The 20,748-nt window shown below is 69.4% G+C and carries 18 protein-coding genes; 3 read left to right on the top strand and 15 right to left on the bottom strand.

All coding sequences use genetic code 11. The features are described from left to right. The first annotated feature begins 558 nt into the window (after positions 1-558). From ACFW16_RS34045 to ACFW16_RS34035, 3 genes are all read left to right on the top strand, one after another. The gene (locus tag ACFW16_RS34045; RefSeq protein WP_380313546.1) at positions 559-1,227 is read left to right on the top strand and encodes a hypothetical protein; all 669 of its coding nucleotides are present in this window, start codon (positions 559-561) and stop codon (positions 1,225-1,227) included. Positions 1,228-1,290: 63 nt separating this feature from the next. Next, positions 1,291-1,638: a hypothetical protein gene (locus ACFW16_RS34040; protein WP_380313545.1), complete on the top strand. Its 348-nt coding sequence runs from the start codon at positions 1,291-1,293 to the stop codon at positions 1,636-1,638. Between the two features lie 183 nt (positions 1,639-1,821). After that, a complete protein-coding gene (locus ACFW16_RS34035) occupies positions 1,822-2,094 on the top strand; it encodes a hypothetical protein (RefSeq protein WP_380313544.1) in 273 nt (90 codons plus the stop codon). Positions 2,095-2,211: 117 nt separating this feature from the next. On the opposite strand, the gene ftsZ is transcribed toward ACFW16_RS34035, so the two are convergent. The 15 genes from ftsZ to ACFW16_RS33960 form a co-directional block, all read right to left on the bottom strand. Then, positions 2,212-3,876 carry a cell division protein FtsZ gene (ftsZ, locus tag ACFW16_RS34030; protein ID WP_380313543.1) on the bottom strand — a complete coding sequence of 555 codons (1,665 nt, stop codon included), beginning with the start codon at positions 3,874-3,876 and terminating at the stop codon, positions 2,212-2,214. Between the two features lie 116 nt (positions 3,877-3,992). Further along, positions 3,993-5,255, bottom strand: a complete 1,263-nt coding sequence (gene ftsA, locus ACFW16_RS34025) for a cell division protein FtsA (protein WP_380313542.1) — start codon at positions 5,253-5,255, stop codon at positions 3,993-3,995. A 36-nt stretch (positions 5,256-5,291) separates the two neighbouring features. After that, positions 5,292-6,158 carry a cell division protein FtsQ/DivIB gene (locus ACFW16_RS34020; RefSeq protein WP_380313541.1) on the bottom strand — a complete coding sequence of 289 codons (867 nt, stop codon included), beginning with the start codon at positions 6,156-6,158 and terminating at the stop codon, positions 5,292-5,294. Next, positions 6,146-7,066 (bottom strand): D-alanine--D-alanine ligase, encoded by a 921-nt coding sequence (locus ACFW16_RS34015; RefSeq protein ID WP_380313540.1) that lies wholly within the window; start codon positions 7,064-7,066, stop codon positions 6,146-6,148. Before ACFW16_RS34015 ends, ACFW16_RS34020 begins: the two co-directional genes overlap by 13 nt. 261 nt (positions 7,067-7,327) lie before the next feature. Then, the gene (gene murC / locus ACFW16_RS34010) at positions 7,328-8,752 is read right to left on the bottom strand and encodes a UDP-N-acetylmuramate--L-alanine ligase (RefSeq protein ID WP_380313539.1); all 1,425 of its coding nucleotides are present in this window, start codon (positions 8,750-8,752) and stop codon (positions 7,328-7,330) included. Positions 8,753-8,768: 16 nt separating this feature from the next. After that, positions 8,769-9,896: an undecaprenyldiphospho-muramoylpentapeptide beta-N-acetylglucosaminyltransferase gene (gene murG, locus ACFW16_RS34005; protein WP_380313538.1), complete on the bottom strand. Its 1,128-nt coding sequence runs from the start codon at positions 9,894-9,896 to the stop codon at positions 8,769-8,771. Beyond that, positions 9,893-11,017, bottom strand: coding sequence for an FtsW/RodA/SpoVE family cell cycle protein (locus tag ACFW16_RS34000; RefSeq protein WP_380313537.1), 1,125 nt, complete (start codon positions 11,015-11,017; stop codon positions 9,893-9,895). Before ACFW16_RS34000 ends, murG begins: the two co-directional genes overlap by 4 nt. Further along, on the bottom strand, positions 11,018-12,415 hold the full coding sequence (gene murD, locus ACFW16_RS33995; RefSeq protein WP_380313536.1) for a UDP-N-acetylmuramoyl-L-alanine--D-glutamate ligase: 1,398 nt from the start codon (positions 12,413-12,415) through the stop codon (positions 11,018-11,020). It abuts the gene before it with no gap. Positions 12,416-12,419: 4 nt separating this feature from the next. After that, positions 12,420-13,505 carry a phospho-N-acetylmuramoyl-pentapeptide-transferase gene (gene mraY / locus ACFW16_RS33990; RefSeq protein WP_380313535.1) on the bottom strand — a complete coding sequence of 362 codons (1,086 nt, stop codon included), beginning with the start codon at positions 13,503-13,505 and terminating at the stop codon, positions 12,420-12,422. A gap of 16 nt (positions 13,506-13,521) precedes the next feature. Then, the gene (locus tag ACFW16_RS33985) at positions 13,522-14,994 is read right to left on the bottom strand and encodes a UDP-N-acetylmuramoylalanyl-D-glutamyl-2,6-diaminopimelate--D-alanyl-D-alanine ligase (protein ID WP_380313534.1); all 1,473 of its coding nucleotides are present in this window, start codon (positions 14,992-14,994) and stop codon (positions 13,522-13,524) included. Beyond that, complete coding sequence (locus ACFW16_RS33980; protein ID WP_380313533.1) at positions 14,991-16,448, bottom strand: UDP-N-acetylmuramoyl-L-alanyl-D-glutamate--2,6-diaminopimelate ligase; 1,458 nt, start codon at positions 16,446-16,448, stop codon at positions 14,991-14,993. Before ACFW16_RS33980 ends, ACFW16_RS33985 begins: the two co-directional genes overlap by 4 nt. A gap of 3 nt (positions 16,449-16,451) precedes the next feature. Beyond that, positions 16,452-18,206 carry a peptidoglycan D,D-transpeptidase FtsI family protein gene (locus ACFW16_RS33975; RefSeq protein WP_380313532.1) on the bottom strand — a complete coding sequence of 585 codons (1,755 nt, stop codon included), beginning with the start codon at positions 18,204-18,206 and terminating at the stop codon, positions 16,452-16,454. Next, positions 18,203-18,949, bottom strand: a complete 747-nt coding sequence (locus tag ACFW16_RS33970; protein WP_380313531.1) for a hypothetical protein — start codon at positions 18,947-18,949, stop codon at positions 18,203-18,205. Before ACFW16_RS33970 ends, ACFW16_RS33975 begins: the two co-directional genes overlap by 4 nt. Beyond that, on the bottom strand, positions 18,946-19,914 hold the full coding sequence (gene rsmH / locus ACFW16_RS33965) for a 16S rRNA (cytosine(1402)-N(4))-methyltransferase RsmH (protein WP_380313530.1): 969 nt from the start codon (positions 19,912-19,914) through the stop codon (positions 18,946-18,948). The genes ACFW16_RS33970 and rsmH overlap by 4 nt, the downstream gene beginning before the upstream one ends. Then, entirely contained in the window at positions 19,911-20,372 is a 462-nt protein-coding gene (locus ACFW16_RS33960) for a division/cell wall cluster transcriptional repressor MraZ (protein WP_380313529.1), read from the bottom strand. The genes rsmH and ACFW16_RS33960 overlap by 4 nt, the downstream gene beginning before the upstream one ends. Positions 20,373-20,748 lie beyond the last annotated feature (376 nt).

Below are 20,748 nucleotides of genomic sequence, written 5' to 3'. Positions count from 1 at the left end.
GCCGCCATTGCAGCAGGGGCGCGCCCCTGCTGCAATGGCATCACCAAACTGACCTGTCTCTATTTATCGTGTCTCATGTCAGGGGTGCAGTCCAGCCCTGCCGCCGAATTCATTAAGTGCACTGTCACCGAATTCCTCGGCCGATGTCTATGCGCTGGCCAAGAAGGGAACCGCTTACGGACGGCTTCTGCAGAGGGATATCCTGCGACCATATCCAAACCAGAAGGACCTTCCGGCCGACAAGCGTGGCTACGCTGTTGAACTGTACCGCGCCAACCAGGATGCGTTCGCCAAGGCGCACGCACTCGGCTGGCGAGAGATTGCGTTGGATTAACTGATCGCATTTCAAGTCCACAGACGGGGGTATCTATGATCCAAGCTATTGGGAGAGGGCTCGCTAGATCATTGTTGGCGATTGCTCTGCTCTTCGTCGTCGGAGTCGGAGGCTCCAACGCCTGGGCCGCTGCACCGCTCGGACTGCGAACTCAGGCTGACTCCGGCTCGACTGTGCGACCACAGCCAGTTCGCTTCATTTCGCCCGATTGGTGGGATCCGACAATGCCCGGCGTGGGGACCAATCGATATGCGTACTCAGACAATGATCCGATTAATAAGAGTGATCCATCGGGGCATATGCCGGTAAGAGAGAACCCGAAAACGGCTGACAAGGACTTCTTCAGATCACAGCGCGAGCAGGGATTGCGCGGGGGGCCATATGATAGCCGTGAAGAGCGCCAGCGAATACACGATGTGCAGCTCGAAGCTCATATGGATTCGGCTGTTAACAATCGCGGAGAGGTTGTATCAGACATCGCCGATGTTGTTCAGGGAGCAATTCTGGCTTCAAGACTGCCGGGCGCTGCGCGGATCATAGGTCAGAAAGCTAGGAAAAACCCAAACGCTTCGGAAGAAACGGAAACTTCGCTAAATTTCACCCGAGATTTAACTGTTGAGGATCTGGGGATTGTTGGATCTATCGACAAGTTAAGCGGCACGTTAACTGTTGAAAACGGAGTCGCTACCGTTCGTATTGATATGATTCAAGGAACAATCAGAAATTCAACCGAGATCGTCGGGAATTTGCAGAACCTTGCTCGCGCTAATGGCGCCAGCACTCTCAATATTCAGGGATCCCTAGCGAATGAGAGACTATATGATGTATTATCAAGAAGGTACGGCCTCACAACCCAAGGTGGTCTGGATACCATCAGCATCCCTCTTGATTAAGAAAGATAAGGCATGTCTATGGCTATTAGCGCTGACGTCGCATCCCACAGAATCCTACAGAAGTTGCCATCTTACAAGCGGATGGGTCTGTCAGATTTGAGTATGAAATTAAGAGGAATTGTTGGGGAAATTAAAGATGAGATGATAGGAGTTTATTCAAACGGAAACGAGGAAAAGTCCAACATAATAATCACAAGAAAAGGCCTATGCTCTGTTGAAAATGAAGAGCATGTTTGGATATTGTATAATGATATAGTTTCAGTTTCGATGAGCGAGGATAATAAAAATTCAGATACAATATTGATCAACAAAAAAAATGGAACTAGATCGATTCTGGTCGTGAGGGGAAGGAGGGGGAGATTTAATGACGCCCTGGAATTTTTGAGATTCTTAATGCGGGTGGCTTGTTGATGGTCAAGCTGCCGCAATAGCGAATCGGCGGAGGCGATTGCCGGCTCGGCTGCCGAAACGGGCGCCCGGTTTTTGAAAAGACCACGGCGGCGGCCGGACGCATACACCGGAGCAGAGGAAGGGAAGTCCGATGCGCGCGACCCGCTTTGTCATCACCTTGCTGGCTCCGGCAGCGTGCTGGCCATGACGACCTATGTCACATGCATCAACGACCGGATCGAGGTCGACCCGCGCGACCCGCAGGAGATGCGCTCCGACCGTGGCGATTCGGAGATCTGCATCATCGGGCCGAGCTTCGATTTTGGACCGGATGCGACGCGCTGGGTCGAGGTCAATCTGCGCGGTGTCGGCGGGCCAGCACCTAGCTGGCCCCTAGCCGCCACCACCTCCAGCGCTGTTAGTGCTGCGCTTCTGCCCGACCACCCCGTAACGGACTGTTACCTGCCAGCGCTCTGACTGCGACCGCGGCATAGAAAAAGGCCGCCCGTGGAGAGCGGGCGGCCGAGGCACAGAAAAATCCCACCGGCCGCGAGGGGAGCGTGCGGCCGGTGGAAGCGGTGGAACGAACCGGCCTCAGTTCGCCTGGCGGCGAAGGAAGGCCGGGATGTCGAGCGCGTCCTCGTCGCTGCGCGGCAGCGGGGCGCGGCCGGCATCGATCGCCAGGCGCTGCTGCGCCACCGGGCGCGGTGCCTCGGGGGCCCGCGGCGGCTCGGCGGCGGCGCGCGGCGCCGCCTCCTGCCGCAGCGTCGGCTCGTGATGCGCCTCCGGCTGCGGCTGCTCCTCCTCCCGCAGCAGGCCGGTCACCCGCCGGAACAGGCCCAGCTTCTTGCGGCCTTCGGCCGGGGCGGCCGGGGCCGCATCGACCGGGCGCTGTGCCGCCGCCGGCTGCGGGGCGGCCATCGGGGCCGGTCGCGGCGCCATGAAGCCGGGACGCGCGCCGGCCGACATCGACGGGGCCCGGGCCGCGGCCGGCTGGACCGCCGGCTCCTGCACCTCGGCCACCGCCGGCTCGGCCTGGTCCTCGGCCGCATAGTCCGGCTCCGGCGCCGCCTCGACCGGGGCGGCCGGAGCCTGCGGCTCGACCGGGGCCGGGGCAGCCGGCTTCGGCGCCGGCTGGGCCATGGCGAAGCGCTGCGGCGTCACCGCCGCCGGGCGGGCCGGCATCATCGGCTGCGGCGCCGCCGGGGCGACCGCCGGCTGCTGCGGCTTGGCGCGATCGGCACCGGGCAGCGTGGTGGTGCTGTAGGTCTGCGGCCGCTGCGCCTGGTTGATCGCCATGTCGATGCCGGTGGCGACGACCGACACCCGGACCTTGCCTTCCATGCTCTCGTCGAAGGTCGAGCCGAAGATGATGTTGGCGTCGGGGTCGACCTCGTCGCGGATGCGGTTGGTCGCCTCGTCGACCTCGTACAGGGTCATGTCGAGGCCGCCCGTGATGTTGATCAGGACGCCCTTGGCCCCCTTCATCGAGATGTCGTCGAGCAGCGGGTTCGAGATCGCGGCCTCGGCGGCGCTGATCGAGCGGCGCTCGCCCTCGGCCTCGCCGGTGCCCATCATCGCCTTGCCCATCTCGGCCATCACCGTGCGGATGTCGGCGAAGTCGAGATTGATCAGGCCCGGCTGCACCATCAGGTCGGTGACGCCGCGCACGCCCGAATGCAGCACCTCGTCCGCCATCCGAAAGGCGTCCGCGAAGGTCGTCTTCTCGTTGGCGATACGGAACAGGTTCTGGTTCGGGATGATGATCAGGGTGTCGACATACTGCTGCAGCTCCTGCAGCCCCTGCTCGGCCATGCGCATGCGGTGTGCGCCCTCGAAGTGGAAGGGCTTGGTCACCACGCCGACGGTCAGTATGCCCTGCTCGCGCGCCGCGCGGGCGATCACGGGCGCGGCGCCGGTGCCGGTGCCGCCGCCCATGCCGGCGGTGATGAACACCATGTGCGCGCCTTCGAGATGGGCGACGATGTGCTCCATCGCCTCCTCGGCCGAGGCCCGGCCGATGTCCGGCCGCGACCCGGCGCCGAGGCCCTGGGTCAGCCCGGCGCCGAGCTGGATCCGCTTCTGTGCCGCCGAGCCGGCCAGCGCCTGCGCGTCGGTGTTGGCCACAACGAACTCGACCCCGGCCAGGTTGGCCCGGATCATGTTGTTGACGGCATTGCCGCCGGCGCCGCCGACGCCAACCACGGTGATCCGCGGCTGGAGGCTGACATCGCCCTGCGGGATGCTGAGATTGATCATGTCGATGCTCCCCTACTGTCCCCTATTCACCCTGTCCGCTTCCATCCGACCGATCCGTGCTCCCGGCATCGCCTCGGATGGCCAGGCGTGCCGGGTTGACTGGTCTTTGATCAGTGTCAGAGGTTGTCACGGAACCACCCTCCGATCCGGCCGAGGAAGCCGCCGCCCGAGGCGCCGGTCTCCTCCAGCCCCGGGCCCGAGCCGACCAGGTCGGCAGGCCCCGAAATGGCGTAGGCCAGGAGGCCCGTCGCCGTCGAAAAGCTCGGCCCCGCCGTCGCCTCGGCCAGGCCGTCGAGGCCCAGCGGGCGGCCCATGCGGACCTGCTTGTCCAGCACCAGCTGCGCCAGCTCGCGCGCGCCCTGCAGCTGCGAGCCGCCGCCGGTCAGCACCACGCGGCGGCCGAAGGCCTTGTCGAAGCCGCTGGCCTCGAGCCGCGAGCGCACCATCTCGAAGATCTCCTCCATCCGCGGCTGGATGATCCCGGTGAGCAGGCTCTTCGGCACATGGGTCGGCTGGCTGTCCTCCTCCTCGCCGACCTGCGGCACGTCGATCACTTCGCGGTCGTCGGCCACCGACGGCAGGGCCGAGCCGTAGAGGGTCTTCATCCGCTCGGCATGCACGACCGGCGTGGTCAGGCCGCGGGCGATGTCGTTGGTGACATGGGCGCCGCCCACCGGCAGGCAGTCGGCGAAGACCAGCCGGCCCTCGATGAACACGGCGAGCGAGGTGGTGCCGCCGCCCATGTCGATCACGGTGCAGCCCAGATCGCGCTCGTCCGGCACCAGGCAGGCCAGGCCCGAGGCGTAGGGCGAGAGGATGACGCTCTCGACCTCGAGATGGGCCCGGTTGACACAAGCGGTCAGGTTGCGCACCGCGCCGGTGTTGGCGGTGATCAGGTGCAGGTCGATGCTCAGGGACTCGCCGACCATGCCGCGCGGGTCGCGCACGCCGCGCACCTCGTCGAGGCCGTAGCTGATCGGCACGGCGTGGATCACCTCGGCGTCGGTGGCGACGCTGCCGTTGAAGGCGCGGGCGGCGCGGCGCAGGTCGTTGTCGGTGACCTCGCGGCCGCCGACCGGGACCTGGAGCGACAGGCTCTGCGACGCCGGATGGCCGCCGGAGAGGTTGACGATCACCTCGTTGACGGTCTCGCCGGCCATCTGCTCCGCAGCCTGGACCGCCAGGGCGATGGTCTTCTCCGCCGCATCGAGCTCGACGATCGCGCCGGCGCGGACGCCGCGGCTGGCCTGGTGGCCGATGCCGATCACCTGGGCCTTGCCCTCGTCGGCCATGCGCGCGATGAAGCACACGACCTTGGTCGTGCCGAGATCGACCGCGGCGACGATCGAGCCCCTGGCGCGGGTGCGGGGGCGGCGCATCGCGTTAAATCCCATGAGAGCCATCCGCGCCGCCCATCACGACTTGTCCTTGGTCGGCGCGCGCTGGGCGGCCGCCGCGGGGGTGAGCTGGATCACCATGCGGTCGCCCAGGCGCAGATCGATCGCCACGATGTCGCGGTCCAGCACCGAATCCTTGCGCTGCGCCTCGTCCAGCCGGGCCAGGGCCGGGGCGACGTCGCCGTCCGGCAGCTTCACGGTGACGTGGTTGTCGAGCACCAGGTCCCAGCGCCGTCCGCCGACCCGCATGGCCGAGCGGATCCGGCGGGCGATGTCCGGCGTCTTCGACAGGGCGTCGATCAGCGTCGCCGCGGTCGCGGCCGCATCGCCGCCGACCACCATCGGCAGGTCCGGATAGTCGGCCACCGACGGCACCGGCAGGACGTGGCCCGCGCGGTCGATCAGGCTGAAGCTCTGGTTGTTCTGCCACAGCGCCAGCGGCATCCGTTCCTCGATCCGCACGAAGACGGTATCGGGCAGCCGGCGCTCGACGCTGGCCGACCTGATCCAGGGGATGTCCAGCAACTTGGCCTGGGCCGCATCCGGCTCGAGGTCGAAGATCGGGTCGCCGCGGCCGACGCCGAGCGCCGCCATGATCACGCCGCCATCGACCGAGCGCCGGCCTTCGACCAGCACCTCCTGCACCGAGAAGCCGGCCGCCACGGTCAGCCCCATCACGGCGCCATGGATGCCGCGCCCGGCGGCGGTCAGCGTGCCGCTGGTCCACAGCGCGGCCAGCAGGCCGAACACGGCGATGCCGCCCAGCGCCAGTCCGCCGAGGCGCAGCGCCGCCGCCTGGCGCCGGGCCATCGGCTTGCGGCGCACCGAGGTGCCGCCGCTGCCGCGCCGGCGCGCGGAGTCGGGCTCGGCGCTCAGCGGCCGCATGCGGCATCCTCCAGCAGCCATTCGCACAGATCGGCGAAGTCGACGCCGACGTATTTGGCCTGCTCCGGCACCAGCGAGATCGGGGTGAAGCCCGGCTGGGTGTTGATCTCGAGGAAGTAGAGCCCTTCCGTGCCCGGCCGGGTGTCGTCCCAGCGGAAATCGGTGCGGCTGATGCCGCGGCAGCCGAGCGTCCGGTGCGCCAGCAGCGCCAGGCGCATGGCCTCGGCGGAGACGACGTCCGGCACCTGCGCCGGCAGGGTGTGGACGGCGTGGCCCTCGGTGTATTTCGCGTCGTAGTCGAAGAAGGCGTGGGTGTGCGCGATCTCGGTCACGGTCAGGGCGCGGTCGCCCATCACGCCGACGGTCAGCTCGCGGCCGGAGATGTATTCCTCGACCAGCGCGTCGCCGTAGCCCCAGGCGGCCAGGTCGATCGACGGCGCGTTGTCGTTGGCGCGGACGATGCGGACGCCGACGCTGGAGCCCTCGGCGGCCGGCTTGACCACATAGGGCGGCTCCAGCAGGTGGCGCTCGACCACCTGCTGCGGCGGCGCGACCACGCCGCGGGCGGTGCGGATGCCGACCGCGCCGACCACCTGCTTGGTCGCCGGCTTGGACATGGCGATCGCCGAGGGCCGCACGCCGGAATGGGTGTAGGGCAGGCCCAGCATGTCGAGCACGCCCTGGATCGTGCCGTCCTCGCCGCCCTTGCCGTGCAGGGCATTGAACACCACGTCCGGCGCCGGCCGCAGGGCGCGCAGCAGCGCGTCGAGGTCGCGGCCGACGTCGATCAGCTCGACCCGGTGGCCGCGGCCGCGCAGCGCCACGGCGACGGCCTTGCCGGAGACGAGGCTGACCTCGCGCTCCGCCGACCAGCCGCCGTAGAGGACTGCAACCGACCTAGCCTGCATCTCTCGTCCCCCTTGCGCCCTGCGTCGCGTTGCGGGGAGTCGAATGAGGGCGCGGGCCGCGAAGAGCGTATCGGGCCATACGGTCGAGCGGCCCGCGCCCGCAGGCGGCCGCCGCAACGCGACCCTTCGGGCCGGTTGAACCTGCCGACATGGTGCGTCGAACGGCTTGCGCGATGCGCTGCATCGCGCTGCGCCGTCCTCCTGCCCTGTCGGCAGGTTGAACCGGCGCAGGGCGCAAGGGGGGCGAGAAATGCAGGCTAATCATCGGCCCGCCTTCGCGCGCAGCGCGTCGAGTTCGACGGGCAGGGCGTTGGCCCAGGCGGTGATGTTGCCGGCACCGAGGCAGACCACGAAGTCGCCCGGCTGGGCCAGGTCGTAGGCGAGCTGCGGCAGCGCTTCCGGCCCCGGCAGCGGGATCACGCGACGGTGGCCGCTGTCGCGCAGCCCTTCGACCAGGGCCGAGCGGGTGGCGCCTTCGACCGGCGCCTCGCCGGCGGCGTAGACATCCGCGACCACGACGATGTCGGCGTCGTTGAAGCAGGTGCAGAATTCCTTGAACAGGCTGGCCAGGCGGCTGTAGCGGTGCGGCTGCACCACGGCGATCACCTTGTGCTTCTGGGCCGCGGCCCGGGCCGCCTTGAGCACCGCCGAAATCTCCACCGGATGGTGGCCGTAATCGTCGATCACCGTCACACCGCCCGACTCGCCGGTCTTGGTGAACCGGCGCTTCACACCGCTGAAGCGCGCAAGCGTTTCGATGATCTGCCCGTCGTCCATTCCCATCTCATGGGCCACGGCGATAGCGGCCAATGCATTCTGGATATTGTGTTGCCCGAGCATTGGCAACACAATATCGCGTATCAGACGGCTTTTTCCGGACTGCCGGTCCTGGAGCACGGCGGTGAACCGCGAGCCGCGCGTCTCGATCGAAAAATCGACCGCGCGGACGTCGGCCTGCGGACTGAATCCGTAGGTGACGATGCGCCGGTCGGTGACCCGCGAGATCAGCGCCTGCACCTCCGGATGGTCGATGCAGAGGACGGCGAAGCCGTAGAACGGCGTGTTGGTGACGAACTGCTCGAACGCCGCCTTCACCGAGTCGAAATCGCCGTAGAAGTCGAGATGCTCGGGGTCGATGTTGGTGACCACGACGATGGTCGCCGGCAGCCGGGTGAAGGTGCCGTCGCTCTCGTCGGCCTCGACCACCATCCAGTCGCCCTGGCCGAGCCGGGCGTTGGTGCCATAGGCGTTGATGATGCCGCCGTTGATGACAGTCGGATCCATGCCGGCGCCGTCGATCATCGCCGCCACCAGGCTGGTGGTGGTGGTCTTGCCGTGGGTGCCGCCGATCGCGATCGACCATTTCAGCCGCATCAGCTCGGCCAGCATCTCGGCCCGGCGCACCACCGGGATCAGGGCGGCGCGGGCGGCCTTGACCTCCGGGTTGTCGCTCTTCACCGCCGACGAGATGACGACCACCGCGGCGTCGCCGAGATGGGCCGCGGCATGGCCGATCTTGACATCGATGCCGGCCTTGCGCAGGCGCAGGACATTGGCGCTCTCGGCCACGTCGGTGCCCTGTACCGAATAGCCGAGATTGTGCAGGATCTCGGCGATCCCGCTCATGCCGATGCCGCCGATCCCCACGAAGTGGATCATCCCAATGTCGAGCGGCATCTGCCTCATCGGCGGACCTCCTAACTTAAGCTCCAGTTGCGCCCGACGCGCGAAGGCCCGCCTCCTGCCCGGCAAGGGCGAGGACGAGATCGGCGAGTCGGTCGGCGGCATCCGGATGGGCTGCGGCGCGCGCGGCGCCGGCGGCTTCCACCAGAACGGAGGGGCGGGTGTACAGGTGTTCGAGACGCGATGCCAGCACTTCCGGAGTGAGATCCGACTGCGGCATCAGCCACCCCCCGCCCGAGGCCGCGATGGCCCTGGCATTGGCGGTCTGGTGGTCGTCCATGGCGAAGGGATAGGGCACCAGGATGGCGGGGCGGCCGATGACGCCGAGCTCCGCCGCGGTCGAGGCGCCGGAGCGGCAGATCACCAGCTGGGCCGCGGCCAGCCGCTCCGGCACGTCGTCGAAGAAGGTCGACAGCGTGGCGTCGGCGCCGATCGCGGCGTAGCGGCCGCGGCAGGCCTCGATGTCCTCGGGCCGGCACTGCTGCACGATCGAGAGGCGGCCTCGCAGCGCCTCCGGCAGCAGCGCCACCGCGGCCGGGATCAGCTCGCTGAACACCCGTGCGCCCTGGCTGCCGCCGATCACCAGCAGGGTCAGCCTGCCCTCCTCCGCCGGCGCCGGATAGGGCGCGTCGGCCTTGGCTGCGATCGCCGGACGGACCGGGTTGCCGGTGACCTCGACTCGCCGGGTTTCCTGGCCTGCCGACTGCAGCGGAAAGCCGGTGGCGATGGCGGCGGCGCGGCCGGCCAGCCAGCGGTTGACCCGGCCCAGCAGCGCGTTCTGCTCGTGCAGCAGCACCGGGATGCCGGCACGCGACGCGGCCAGCACGGTCGGGGCCGAGGGATAGCCGCCGAAGCCGACCACGGCGGCGGGCCGGTGCCGGCGCAGCACGCCGCTTGCGTCGAGATAGCCGAGGCCGAGCAGGGTCGCGGTCTTCAGCTTGCCGAGCAGCCCGGGCGCCACGGTGGCGGAGCGGACCGCATCGACCGGCACCTCGGGCAGCCGGTCGCCGAAGGCGCGGCCGCGCGGGTCGGTCGCCAGGCGCACGGCGTGGCCGCGGGCGATCAGCGTCCGCGCCAGCGCCTCCGCCGGGAAGACATGGCCGCCGGTGCCGCCGGCGGCCAGCAGGATGGGACGGGCACCACTCACCGCATGCCCCCGCTTCCCGCATGCCTGCGGGTCAGCGCCAGCACCATGCCCATGCCGTAGCCGAGCGCGATCAGGGACGAGCCGCCATAGCTGACGAAGGGCAGGGTCATGCCCTTGGTCGGGATCAGGTGCAGGGTCGAGGCCATGTTGATCGCCGCCTGCAGCCCGAACTGGGTGACGAGGCCGACCACCGCCAGCATGATGAACAGGTTGGTCTCGTTCATCACCCGCGACAGGCCGCGGACGACGATGAAGGCGAACAGCGCCACCAGCAGCAGGCAGAAGAACAGGCCGAACTCCTCGCCGCCGACGGCGAAGATGAAATCGGCGTGGGCGTCCGGCAGGTACAGCTTGACCGAGCCCTCGCCCGGGCCGGTGCCGAACAGGCCGCCATTGGTGAAGGCCTCGATCGCGCGGTCGACCTGGTAGTTGTCGCCGGTCGAGGGATCGAGGAAGCGGTCGATGCGGCTGCGCACGTGCTCGAACAGGAAGTAGGAGCCGACCAGGCCGCCGGCGCCCATGCCGATCAGCCCGACCACCAGGAACATCGGCAGCCCGGCGATGAAGAACTGGATGAACCAGACCGCGGTGACGACCACGGTCATGCCGAGATCCGGCTGCGACAGCAGCAGGAGGACGATCAGGGCGTAGAGCACGGTCGAAGCGATGTAGCCGGGGAATCCCGGCCGGGTCTTCTGCTGCGCGAACAGCCAGGCGGCGGCCACGGCGAAGGCCGGCTTGACGAATTCCGAGGGCTGCAGCGACATGCCGGGCAGCTGGATCCAGCGGGTCGCGCCCTTGATCTCGACCCCGACGAACAGCGTGGCGAAGACGCCGAGCATCGACAGGACCAGCACGATCGCGGAGACGCGCCGGATCGCCGGTGGGCTCATCAGCGAGACCAGGAAGGTCAGCGCGATGGCCGGCAGCAGCATCATCACATGGCGTTCGATGAAGTAGAACTCGCCGAGATTGATGCGCTGGGCGACGGCCGGGCTGGCGGCCAGGATCAGGATCGCGCCGATGCCCATGATGATGCCGAGCAGCAGCAGCATCCAGCGGTCGACCGTCCACCACCAGCGGCCGATGACCGAGCTGTCGGCGCGATCCAGGGTCACCATCTACAGCTCCCCCCTCTCCACCCGGACCTGCAGCCCCTTGACCGAGGCGGCGAAGGCCTCGCCCCGCGCCTCGAAATTGGCGAACTGGTCGAAGGAGGCGCAGGCCGGCGACAGCAGCACCACGGCGCCGGCGACGCCGTCCGCCCTGGCGGCCCGGTAGGCGGCCTCGATCGCGGCGTCGAGGTCGGTCGAGCGCTGATAGGGCACCCGGCCCTCGAGATGGGCGGCGAACTTGGGCGCGCCCTCGCCGATCAGAAAGGCCTGGCGCACCCGCGGCAGGTAGGGGTCGACCGCCTCCAGCCCGCCCTCCTTGGGCCGGCCGCCGGCGATCCAGTAGATCGTGTCGTAGGAGCCGAGCGCCTTGGCCGCCGCGTCGGGGTTGGTGCCCTTGCTGTCGTTGACGAAGCGGATGCCGGCGATGGTGCCGACCAGCTGCTGCCGGTGGGCCAGGCCCGGGAAAGTGCGGATCGCCGCGGCCAGCACCTCTTCCGGCACGCCGGCGGCCCGCGCGGCGGCCCAGACGCAGGCGGCGTTCTGGCCGTTATGGGCACCCGGCAGCGCCGGCGCCTGGCGCAGGTCGAGCACCGCGCGTGCCTTGCCCTCGGTCGCATCCTGCAGCACGAAATCGCGGACGAAGACGCCGCCCTCGACCGCGCGCTCGGCCGAGATCGGGATCGCCCGGATCTCCGGCCGCGCCCGGGTCTTCTCGAACACTGAGCGGGAATGGTCGTCGTCGACTCCGATCACCGCGGTGCCGCCCGGACGGATGCCGTCGAGCAGCCGCTGCTTGGCGGCGACGTAGCCGGCCATATCCGGATAGCGGTCGAGATGGTCGGGGGTGATGTTGATGAAGACCCCGATCGACCACGGCACCTCGGTGATGGTCTCGAGCTGGTAGGACGAGACCTCGAGCACGTACCAGCCGCCCGAGCCGACGGGCCTGAGGCCGAGCGCGGCGGGGCCGAGATTGCCGCCGGCCTCGGAGTCGAAGCCCGCCGCCTCGAACACGTGCTGCAGCAGCGCCGTGGTGGTCGACTTGCCGTTGGTGCCGGTGACGCCGAGGAAGCCGGCCTCCGGCAGCGCCTCGGCCAGGAGGTCGATGTCGCCGACCAGGCGGCAGCCGGCCTCCAGCGCCCGCGCCACCGCCGGATGCGGCCGCGGATGGGTGCGCGGGATGCCGGGGCTGAGCATCACGAGATCGATGCCGGCCATGCCCTCGGCCGCGAAGTCGCGCACCGGCACGCCCTCGCGCTCGGCGAAGGAGCGGCCGGCGACCTTGTCGTCCCAGGCCACGACCTCGACGCCCGCCGCCTTCAGCGCCCGGATCGCGGCGGTGCCCGACTTGCCGAGGCCGAGGACGGCGACGCTGCGGCCCTTGAGATGCGAGAGGTCGATCATCCGATCACCTCAGCTTCAGGCTCGAAAGACCGATCAGGGCCAGGATCACGGCGATGATCCAGAACCGGATCACGATGGTCGGCTCGGCCCAGCCCTTCTTCTCGTAATGGTGGTGCAGCGGCGCCATGCGGAACACCCGCTTGCCGGTCAGCTTGAAGCTGGCGACCTGCACCATCACCGACACCGCCTCGAGCACGAACAGGCCGCCGATGATGGCCAGCACGATCTCGTGCTTGGTGATCATGGCGATGGCGCCGAGCGCGCCGCCCATCGACAGCGATCCGGTGTCGCCCATGAACACCATCGCCGGGGGCGCGTTGAACCAGAGGAATCCCAGCGCGCCGCCGATCAGGGCACCGCAGAACACCGCCAGCTCGCCGGCGCCCGGGGCGTGGTGGATCTGCAGGTATCCGGCGAACACGACGTTGCCGGCGAGGTAGGCGATCAGGCCGAAGCAGGTGGCGGCGATGATCACCGGCATGGTGGCGAGGCCGTCCAGCCCGTCGGTCAGGTTCACCGCGTTCGAGGCGCCGACCATGACCAGCATGGCGAAGGGGAAGAACAGGATGCCGAGCTCGACCATGACATCCTTGAGGAACGGGATCGCGACCGCGGTCTCGCGCACCTCCGGCGTCACCTGCAGATACCAGTAGACGGCGACCAGCGCGATCACCCCCTGCACTACCAGCTTCAGCTTGCCGGACAGGCCCTTGGGATTGCGCTTGGTCAGCTTCAGGTAGTCGTCGCCGAACCCGACCAGGCCGAAGCCGATCGTCACCAGCAGGGTGATCCAGACGAAGGCGTTGCGCAGATCCGCCCAGAGCAGGGTCGAGACCACGATCGCGATCAGGATCATCAGCCCGCCCATGGTCGGCGTGCCGCGCTTCTTGAAATGGCCCTCCGGCCCGTCCTCGCGGATCGGCTGCCCCGCCCCTTGCCGCGACTTCAGCCACCGGATCATCGAGGGACCGATGACGAAGGCGATGACGAGCGCCGTCATCACCGCGGCCCCGGTCCGGAAGGTCAGGTACCGGAACAGGTTGAAGACCAGCGCCTGGTCGGCGAGCGGGGCGAAGAGGGCCGGAAGCACCGGGGGACCGTTCCTTTCAGAGGCCGTTCGCGACGCGTTTCGGCGACGGCTGGGTTTGGGAGGCCCGGTTCTCGCGCGCCACGTGCAGATTTTCCAGCGTCTCGACGATCACGGCCATGCGGCTGCCGAGCGAGCCCTTGACCATGACGCAGTCGCCCGGGCGCACCGCCTCGGCCAGGACCGGCGCCAGGGCGGCGCTGTCGGCCGCATGGGCGCCACGCCGGCCTTCCGGCAGGGCGTCGTGCAGCTGCTTCATGTCCGGGCCGCAGGTGAAGACGAGATCGATGTCGTTGGCCAGGACATGCTGCTTCAGCGCCGCGTGCAGGGCCGGCGCGTCGGGGCCGAGCTCCAGCATGTCGCCGAGCACGGCGATGCGGCGGCCGTCGGGGCCGCTGTCGACCCCGCCCAGCACCTGGAGGCCGGCGGCGACCGAGACCGGGCTGGCGTTGTAGCTCTCGTCGATCAGCAGCAGCTTGCCGGCCTGGCCGCCGCGCTGCAGCTCGATGGTGATGCGCGCGCCGCGGCCGCGCAGCGGCGTGATCCGGCCCATGGCGCGGGCGGCGCCGGCGATGCTGGCGCCCATCGCCTTGGCCGCCAGCAGCACCGACAGGCTGTTCAGCACCCAGTGCCTGCCCGGGGCGGACAGGGTGTAGCGCGCCGGCTCGCCCAGGATCACGGCGTCGACCGCGCTGGCCGCGGTGTGCAGCGAGCAGTCGACCAGCCGGGCATCGGCCTCGGCATGCTCGCCGAAGCTCCAGATCCGGCCGACGCCCTGGGTCCGGGCATGGGCGACCAGGCGCGGGAAGAACGGGCTGTCGCGGTTCAGGATCGCCGTGCTCTCCGGCCCCATGCCGCGGAAGATCTCGGCCTTGGCGTCGGCGATGCCCTCGACCGAGTGGAAATGCGCGGCGTGCACCGCCTCGACATTGGTGATGATGGCAACGTCCGGCTCGACCAGGCGGGACAGCGGCGCGATCTCGCCGGCATGGTTCATGCCGAGCTCGAACACGCCGTAGGCGACCTGCTCCGGCATCCGCGACAGGCTGAGCGGCGCGCCCCACTGGTTGTTCAGGTTGCCCTGCGAGGCATAGGCCGGCGCGGTGGCCGACAGGGCCAGCTTCAGCGCCTCCTTGGTGCTGGTCTTGCCGACCGAGCCTGTGACCCCGATGACCCGCGCCTCGCTGCGCATGCGGGCGAAGCGCGCCAGGTCGGTCAGCCCGTCCATGGTGTCGTCGACCACCAGGAGCGGCGCGTCGTGCGGAACGCCTTGCGGCACCCGGTCGACCATGACCGCCGCGGCGCCCTTGGCCAGGGCGTCCTTGACGTAGTCGTGGCCGTCGAAGTTCGGCCCGCGCAGCGCCACGAACAGGTCGCCCGCCACGACCGAGCGGCTGTCGATCGAGACGCCGGTCGCCGCCCACTCCCCGACCTGCATCCCGTTGGTTGCGGCGGCCGCCTCCGCGGCCGGCCAGAGCGCAGGGTTGGTCATGGCGTTCGTCTCCATCGCGGGTCGCCCTTCACATCGGTCACGGCTGCGCGCGCCTGCTCCGCATCGTCGAACGGTCGCACGTCATCGCCGATAATCTGGCCGGTCTCATGGCCCTTTCCGGCCACGACCAGGACATCACCGGGGCCAAGCCCCTCGACCGCGGCGCGGATGGCCTCGGCCCGGTCGCCGATCTCGGCGGCGCCGGGGCAGCCGGCCAGCACCTGGCGACGGATCTCGGCCGGATCCTCGCTGCGCGGGTTGTCGTCGGTGACGATCACGCGGTCGGCCAGGCGCGCCGCGATCTCGCCCATCAGCGGGCGCTTGGCGCGGTCGCGGTCGCCGCCGCAGCCGAACACCACGACCAGGGCGCCGCGGGTGTGGGGCCTGAGGGCGTTCAGCACCGTCTCCAGCGCGCCCGGCTTGTGCGAGTAGTCGACATAGACCGGAGCGCCGTTCGGGTGGCTGGCCACCAGCTCGACCCGGCCCGGAATGCCCTTCAGCCGCTCCAGCAGCCCGACGGCGGCATCGAGGTCGGCGCCGTCCGCCGCCACCAGCGCCAGCGCGGTCAGCACATTGTAGGCCTGGAAGCCGCCGACCAGCGGCAGCTCCGCCCGGTACGCCCTGCCGCCGGCGGTGAAGCGCAGGTCGATGCCGTGCGGCAGCGGCTCCGCCAGGTCCAGCCGGAACTCCCGGCCGGCGCGGCCCAGGGTCAGCACTCTGCGGCCGGCGGCGCGGGTGCGGCCGATCAGCCCCGCCGCCTCCGGCACGTCGGCATTGATCACGGCGGTGCCGCCGGGCTGCAGCACCTTGTCGAACAGCCGCGCCTTGGCCGCCAGGTAGGCCTCCATGGTGGCGTGGTAGTCGAGATGGTCCTGGGTGAAGTTGGTGAAGGCGGCCAGCGTCACCCGCACCCCGTCCAGCCGGAACTGGTCGAGGCCGTGCGACGACGCCTCCATCGCCAGCCTGGTCACCCCGGCCGCGGCCAGGTCGGCCAGCTCGGCATGCAGCGCCACCGGGTCGGGCGTGGTCAGCGAGCCGTAGCGCTCGCGCCCCGGCGCCATCACCCCGAGCGTGCCCAGGCTGGCCGCCTGATGCCCCAGGAGGGTCCAGAGCTGGCGGGCGAAGTTGACGGTCGAGGTCTTGCCGCTGGTGCCGGTGACGGCGGCGATGGTGGCCGGCTGCCGGCCGTAGAATTCCGCCGCCATCAGCGCCAGGCGGCGCCGCGGATTCGGATCGGTGATCAGCGCGGCCCGGGCGCCCGGCGGCAGCGACGTGCCCTCCGGCGCCAGGATCGCCGCGGCACCGGCGGTCAGCGCGTCGGCGATGAAGGCGCGCCCGTCGGCGCGCGCGCCCGGCAGGGCCGCGAACAGGAAGCCGGGCCGGACCGCTCGGGAATCCGCCGTCAGCCCCTTGAGGCCGGCAGGCAGGAGCGTGGTTTCAGGAATGCCCGGCATGGCTCATTCCTCCTCGACCGCCGCCTGCTGGGCACCGCCGGCGACAGGCCCGACAGGCAGCGCCAGCTGCTGCAGGATCGCCGGGTCGTTCGGGTCCTTCGGCTCGACCCCCATCATCGGCCCCATGCGGGCGATGATCTGGCCGCCCAGCGGCGCCGCGTTCCAGCCGGCGGTGTTGTAGCCGTAAGTACCCGGGATCGCCTGGGCATCCTCCAGCATGGTCATGACGATATATTTCGGATCATAGGCCGGGAAGATGCCGACGAAGTCGGTCACCCCGGCCTTGCGGTTGTAGCCGCCGCGCACCGCCTTGTTGGCCGAGCCGGTCTTGGCCCCCACGAAATAGCCGGGAACCTCCGCCTTGGTCGCGGTGCCGCTGACGGTCACGACGCGCATCAGCGCCCGCATCGTCCGCGACAATTCGGGCGACAGCACCCGCGTCCCCGGCACCGGTTGGGCGGGGTCGCGCTTGAACAGGGTCGGCGGGTGGAGGGTGCCGCCATTGACCACGGCGGCGACCGCGGTGACGAGCTGCACCGGGGTGACCGCCATGCCGTGGCCGTAGGAGATGGTCATGCCGCTGACCTGGCTCCAGGGCCGCGGCACCATCGGCGCGCCGACCTCCGGCAGTTCGAGCGGCGAGGGCTTCGTCAATCCGAGCCGGGCCAGGAACTCCTTCTGCCGATCGAGCCCCGCCGCCTCGAACATGTGCACCGAGCCGGTGTTCATCGACTGGCGGAAGATCTCGTAGACGCTCCAGCGCCCGGATTGCGGCTCGGCCCGGAAATTACGGATGGTGAAGCGGCCGACCCGGATCGGACCCTGGTCATAGGTGGTCTGGAGGGTCGAGGTGCCGCTTTCCAGCGCCATCGCCGTGTTAAAGATCTTGAAGGTGGAGCCCATCTCGTACACGCCGAGCGTGTTCCGGTTGAACAGGGCGTCCTCGGAAGCGGCGGTCGGGTCGTAGGGGTTGAAATCCGGCAGCGAGACCATGGACAGGATCTCGCCGGTCTTGGCGTCCATGATCAGGACGTTGCCGGCCGTGGCCTTGAATTTGGTGATCGTGGCCTGCAGCTCGTTCCGCACCATTTCCTGCAGCCGCAGGTCGATCGACAGCGCCACCGACTCGCCGCTCTGCAGCCGGTCGTCCAGGCCCTTCTCCAGCCCGGCGATGCCCTGCGCGTCGATGTTGGTGAAGCCGACGACATGCGAGGTCAGGTTGCCGGCCGGGTAGTAGCGGCGCTCCTCGTTCTGGAAGGCGAGGCCGGGGATGCCCAGCCGGTTGACCTCGTATTGCTGGGTCGGGGTCAGGCCCCGCTTCAGCCAGACGAAGCGGCGGTCCGCCGACAGGTCGGCCAGCAGCTTGTTCTGGTCGAGGTCGGGCAGCACCTTGCTCAGGCGCAGCGAGGCCTCGATCGGGTCCAGCACCAGCTTCGGGTCGGCGTAGAGCGACACCGAGGGCAGCGTGGTGGCCAGGATCAGCCCGTTGCGGTCGCGCAGATCCGCCCGGTCGGCGACCGGTGCTACGGCGGAGACGGCGCGGTTGGCAAGGGTGCCGTCGGCATCGCTGCCGAAGGCCATCAGGTCGACCAGCCGCAGGCCGATGCCGGCGAAGGCCAGGCTGAACACGAGGGCGCTGATGACGACGCGCTGACGGCCGGTCTCGATGGCCGCGGAAAGCCGTTGAGCCGGCCGAAGGGCCGGCTCCGTCTGCCGCGGTGCATTCGTCGGAAAGCCATCCAGCGCGTCGGCCGTCATCGAATTCCCCGTGGCGCCTCGAGGCCGGAGAGCAGGGCGCCGATCGGATCATCCGATGCGGCGGCCCGGGTCGGGGCCAGGGCCTGGGCCACGGCCTCCAGCGGTGCGGTGGGCCGGCGCGGCGCCACCACCGGCCGGATCGGGACGTCGGCCGTCGCGACGCGAACGGCGGGCAGGGTCGCGGCAGGCGACTGGGTCGCGGGCATCGCGGCCGGAGCCACCGCAGGCGCCGGCCGGACCTCGACGGCGGCCATCTGCACCGGGGCGGCGGACGCGGCCGGGGCCGATGCGAGTTGGGGCGAAGCGGCTGGAGTCTGGACGGGCATCGGCTCGGCCGCGGCAAGGAGGACACCGCCCTCGCCGGGTCTGTGGCCCGGCACGGGCACGGGCCCGAAGCTGGGCAGCGCATCGACCTGGGCGACCAGCGACGCCGTCGGCGCCATCGGCTCGCCGTCGATCGACGGCTGCGGCATCGGGAGGTTCGCCGCGCTGGCGATCATCTGCGTCGGCGCGATCGGGCGCAGCTTCGTAAACTGGTCCGTCAGCGCCTGCAAGCGCGACGGCTGGTTCAGGAACGCCCATTCGGCATGCATCACCCGAATCGAATCCTGTTCCCGCAGGATCGACCGGTTGAGGCCGCGCAACTCGCCTTCCAGCGACTGCACCTCGTAGCTGGTCTTGAACAGGAACGCGCTCGACGCCCCGATGAGGCCGAGCCAGATCATCGTGCCGACGCGGATCATGCTGCCACCCTCCCCCTCTCCCCGTCACCAACTGGCGGCCAGGCCGGAGCCTCGCTCCGGATCGCCGCCCGCAGCCGCGCCGACCGGGCGCGCGGGTTGCTGCGGGTCTCGGCCTCGCCCGGCGTGACCGACCGCTTGGCTGCCAGGCGGAAGCTCGGCGCCCGGGTCTCACCGCCGGGCGCCGCGACATGGCGCGACACGCCGCCGCCGGCGCCGCTGCGCTCCGCCAGGAAGCGCTTGACGCGGCGATCCTCCAGGCTGTGGAAAGTGACCACGGCGAGCCGTCCCCCGGGCCTCAGCAGGCGTTCGGCCCCGCTCAAGCCGTGGTCGAGTTCCGTCAGTTCATCATTCACCCACAGGCGCAGCGCCTGGAAGGTGCGCGTCGCCGGATCGATGCCGTCCTTCGACCGCGGCACCACCCGGCGCACGATCTCGGCCAGCTGCAGCGTCCGCTCGATCCGCGCCTCCTTGCGGGCCGCGACGATGGCGCGGGCGACGCGGCGCGACAGGCGCTCTTCGCCGAAGTCGTAGATCACATTGGCGAGATCGTCCTCGGCCATGGTGTTGACCACGTCGGCCGCGCTCTGCCCATCCCGTCCCATGCGCATGTCGAGCGGGCCGTCGGCGCGGAAGGAGAAGCCGCGCGCCGGGTCGTCGAGCTGCGGCGAGGACACGCCGAGATCCAGCACCACCCCGTCCGCCTGCTCGCCGACCAGCGCGTCCATGGCGCCGAAGCGGCCCTCGACGATGCGGAACCGGCCCGGCTGCTCGGCCTCGAGGCGGCGACCCTCCGCCACCGCCTCGGGGTCGCGGTCGATGCCGACCACCCGGCAGTCGGCGGCCGCCAGCAGGCCTCGGGCATAGCCGCCGCGGCCGAAGGTGCCGTCGACGATCAGGTCGCCGTTGCGCGGCGCCACCGCCGCCACGATCTCGTTCAGCAGGACCGGGATATGGGCGCCGCTCATACGGCGCCTCCATTGGCGCCGGCGCGCGCCAGGGTCATGTCGCGCGACGCCGCCAGCCGGGCCTGCTGATGCGCCTTCAGCGCCTCCGGCTCCCAGATCTGGAAGCGGCTGCCCATGCCCATGAAGGCGACGCTCTCGGTGATGCCCGCCAGATCCAGCATGTGCCGCGGCAGGATGATCCGCCCCTCCGGATCCATCTGCAGCTGCTGCGTCTCGGAGAATTCACGGATTTCCAGGGCCTCGCGCTCCGGCGAGTACAGGTCCATCGCGTCGAGCCGGCGCTGGACCTCGTCCATGTAGGCCTCGGTCACCCCGTCCAGGGCCTGGCGGTCGGGGGAGGGCTTCAGGTTCACGATCGGGGCACCCAGCGCCTCCAAGGTCGCGCGGAAGGGAGCGGGCACGCTGACCCGCCCCTTCCTGTCGACCTTGTTGACGTAAGTGCCCGTGAACCGAGCCATCCATCCCCCTAGCGGCGCGTCCGCCGCCCAACACCCCCGTCGCCTCACCCCGGAAGCGGGCGATCGATCCCATCCGATGGGAGTTCATGGGATATCATGGGCAACGATGGAACGCAATGGGATGAGCCGGTCAAATCATGGGAAATCAATGGATTTTCTGTGATCAGTGGCTTTTTGGCCGCTTTGCCGAGACTCCTCGACTGACTCCGGAACAAAACCGAAGTTGGAGTGCTTCTTTCGACTCCGATCTTGGGATCGTTTTTCTTTTGTTCTCATTTCAGAATCGGGTAGGAGGGCGCCTTACGGCGGCCCTCCTCCCACACCACCGTGCGTACGGTTCCGTACACGGCGGTTCATGAGGCGCGGTTGAGGCGGC

It is taken from the genome of Inquilinus sp. NPDC058860, assembly GCF_042743185.1.
Classification (GTDB): domain Bacteria; phylum Pseudomonadota; class Alphaproteobacteria; order DSM-16000; family Inquilinaceae; genus Inquilinus.
The sequence above is the reverse complement of the archived record's forward strand: the minus strand, read 5'-3'. Positions and strand labels throughout refer to the sequence as shown.

Excerpts from the sequence above, each read along its gene's own strand:
- ACFW16_RS34045 (WP_380313546.1), top strand. The coding sequence starts at position 559 with ATGCCCGGCGTGGGGACCAATCGATATGCGTACTCAGACAATGATCCG.
- ACFW16_RS34035 (WP_380313544.1), top strand. The coding sequence starts at position 1,822 with ATGACGACCTATGTCACATGCATCAACGACCGGATCGAGGTCGACCCG.
- ftsZ (WP_380313543.1), bottom strand. The coding sequence starts at position 3,876 with ATGATCAATCTCAGCATCCCGCAGGGCGATGTCAGCCTCCAGCCGCGG.
- ftsA (WP_380313542.1), bottom strand. The coding sequence starts at position 5,255 with ATGCGCCGCCCCCGCACCCGCGCCAGGGGCTCGATCGTCGCCGCGGTC.
- ACFW16_RS34020 (WP_380313541.1), bottom strand. The coding sequence starts at position 6,158 with ATGCGGCCGCTGAGCGCCGAGCCCGACTCCGCGCGCCGGCGCGGCAGC.
- ACFW16_RS34015 (WP_380313540.1), bottom strand. The coding sequence starts at position 7,066 with ATGCAGGCTAGGTCGGTTGCAGTCCTCTACGGCGGCTGGTCGGCGGAG.
- murC (WP_380313539.1), bottom strand. The coding sequence starts at position 8,752 with ATGAGGCAGATGCCGCTCGACATTGGGATGATCCACTTCGTGGGGATC.
- ACFW16_RS34000 (WP_380313537.1), bottom strand. The coding sequence starts at position 11,017 with ATGGTGACCCTGGATCGCGCCGACAGCTCGGTCATCGGCCGCTGGTGG.
- murD (WP_380313536.1), bottom strand. The coding sequence starts at position 12,415 with ATGATCGACCTCTCGCATCTCAAGGGCCGCAGCGTCGCCGTCCTCGGC.
- ACFW16_RS33985 (WP_380313534.1), bottom strand. The coding sequence starts at position 14,994 with ATGACCAACCCTGCGCTCTGGCCGGCCGCGGAGGCGGCCGCCGCAACC.
- ACFW16_RS33980 (WP_380313533.1), bottom strand. The coding sequence starts at position 16,448 with ATGCCGGGCATTCCTGAAACCACGCTCCTGCCTGCCGGCCTCAAGGGG.
- ACFW16_RS33975 (WP_380313532.1), bottom strand. The coding sequence starts at position 18,206 with ATGACGGCCGACGCGCTGGATGGCTTTCCGACGAATGCACCGCGGCAG.
- ACFW16_RS33970 (WP_380313531.1), bottom strand. The coding sequence starts at position 18,949 with ATGATCCGCGTCGGCACGATGATCTGGCTCGGCCTCATCGGGGCGTCG.
- rsmH (WP_380313530.1), bottom strand. The coding sequence starts at position 19,914 with ATGAGCGGCGCCCATATCCCGGTCCTGCTGAACGAGATCGTGGCGGCG.
- ACFW16_RS33960 (WP_380313529.1), bottom strand. The coding sequence starts at position 20,372 with ATGGCTCGGTTCACGGGCACTTACGTCAACAAGGTCGACAGGAAGGGG.